Consider the following 709-nt stretch of genomic DNA (forward strand, 5'->3'; position numbering starts at 1 on the left):
CGCAGCCGACGTTCGTGCACTACCCGCGGAGTCGGGGGTGGCCGATGCGGACGGGAGGCGACTCCAAGAAAGTCTGGAGGCGCTCGGGAGCGACTCCGTGGGCGAGGGAGGCACTCCTCGCCAGGCGGCGCGCCCGCGACGTGATGATGAACTCCGAAGCGAAAGTGGACAAACTGGCGCGACTGCTCGCACGCCACCGCGAGGACCGCGTTATCATTTTCACCGCCTCGACGGACCTCGTCTATCGAATCTCGCGGCGGTTTCTCGTCCCGCCGATTACGAACGAAACCGGGACGAAAGAGCGGAGGGAGATTCTCGCCCGTTTCCGTGATGGCACCTACGACACTGTCGTCGCCGCCAACGTCCTCGACGAGGGCGTCGACGTGCCCGATGCGAACGTCGGCATCTTGCTTTCGGGGTCGGGGTCGGAACGCGAGTTCACGCAGCGACTCGGGCGCATTCTCCGCCCGAAAGCGGACGGGATAACCGCGACGCTCTACGAACTCGTGAGCGTCGAAACGGCGGAAGAACGGGTCGCAGACCGTCGTCGGTGAGCCGATTCAGACGAGCGAAGCGTTCAGATCGCCTTCGTTTTTGAAGGCGTCGTACGAAACGTCGAACTCGGTCTCGTAGCCGGTCTTTCCACCGGACTCGACGGTCACTTTCTTCGTTTTGACTTATTCCTAGTCGTCGACCTCCTTACGGAATT

At 62.5% G+C, this 709-nt stretch carries 1 protein-coding gene; it reads left to right on the plus strand.

Annotated elements, in window-relative coordinates; genetic code table 11:
• Positions 1 to 554, plus strand: a 554-nt coding sequence (locus tag QT222_RS00295; protein WP_491475930.1) for a helicase-related protein, incomplete at its 5' end; no start/stop codon positions are given.
• Between the last annotated feature and the right edge of the window lie 155 nt (positions 555 to 709).

The organism is Haloferax sp. s1 (genome assembly GCF_058382125.1).